We start from the raw sequence: 1,096 nt of genomic DNA, 5'->3' as shown, positions 1-1,096 counted from the left end.
TCATCGAGGCGGCCGCATTCCAGTGGGTCAATCCCAAGGCGTGGGTGATGGCGATCACCGCCATGGCCGTCTATGCCAATGCCGAGCACCCGTTCCTGTCGGTGGTGTTGATCGCCGTGGCTTTCACCATCGTCAATTTGCCGAGCGTCTCGGTGTGGGCTGGGTTCGGCACCGCGTTGCGCGGTTTCCTGTCGGATCCGGTGCGGCTGAAATGGTTCAACATCGCCATGGGCGTACTGCTGGCGGCGACGCTTTGGCCGATGCTTAAATAGGCCGTGGGGCGCACCATCCGATCGTAGGGGGACGGGATTCGCACCCTCGGCGGAGCGTCCGGATCGGGAGCCTCCCCGTGTTGCACATCCATTGTGCAGTGCACATTAAATCTTCGTAATGCCGCCTTTTGGCCCTTTTCCGACAAAGGCGTGTCCTATCTATTCGGCGAAATCGCGGCAACGGGCCGCGTTGGAATAGAACCATCAGACCACGACGTGTCGGGTGGAGAGGGCCTGTGACCATGCGTGGAAAAGTCGTTCTTTCGTTGCTGGCCGTCGCCTGCCTGGGTGCGGCCGGGTGGCTCTATCTTTCGCCTGACGCGCTTGGCAGGGTCCAGCAGGTCATCGGCGCAAAGCAGGTTGCCGCGCCGGACAAACAGGCTGCGGCTTCGGACAAGAAGGCCGACAATGCCGGGCGCTCGGCCTCCATCCTCTCGGCCGTCGCCTCGACAGCCGATTTCCCGATCCGGCGTTATGCGATCGGCTTCGTCTCCTCTCCCGCCGTCGTCAACATCAACGCGCGGGTGTCCAGCCAGATCGTGTCCATCGACGTCAAGGACGGGCAGATGGTCAAGACCGGCGATCTGCTGTTTTCGCTCGATGATCGGGCACTGAAGGCGCAGCTGGCCAAGGATCAAGCGGCGCTGGCCAAGGATCAGGCGATGCTCGCCAGCTCGCAGTCCGATCTCCAGCGCGCCAAGGATCTGGTCGCCAAGCAGGCCGGCACGCAGCAGACCTACGACCAGGCCGTCGCCGGGCAGAAGGCTGCCGCAGCGACTGTCGATGCCGACAAGGCGACAATCGATGCCGACAATGTCCAGCTT

Annotated in this window: 1 protein-coding gene and 1 pseudogene; both read left to right on the top strand. The window is 62.9% G+C overall.

From position 1 onward, the window contains the following. Positions 1-272, top strand: a pseudogene (locus tag EN750_RS35705) (LysE family translocator); the annotation flags it as partial. Between the two features lie 242 nt (positions 273-514). Beyond that, positions 515-1,096 (top strand): biotin/lipoyl-binding protein (locus EN750_RS35700; RefSeq protein WP_127399373.1); only part of this gene is annotated, 582 nt, incomplete at its 3' end.

Origin of the sequence: Mesorhizobium sp. M7A.F.Ca.ET.027.03.2.1 (assembly GCF_003999175.1) — a bacterium.
GTDB lineage: Bacteria > Pseudomonadota > Alphaproteobacteria > Rhizobiales > Rhizobiaceae > Mesorhizobium.
Note: the sequence above shows the minus strand (reverse complement) of the source record. Positions and strands in the feature narration are given on the sequence as shown.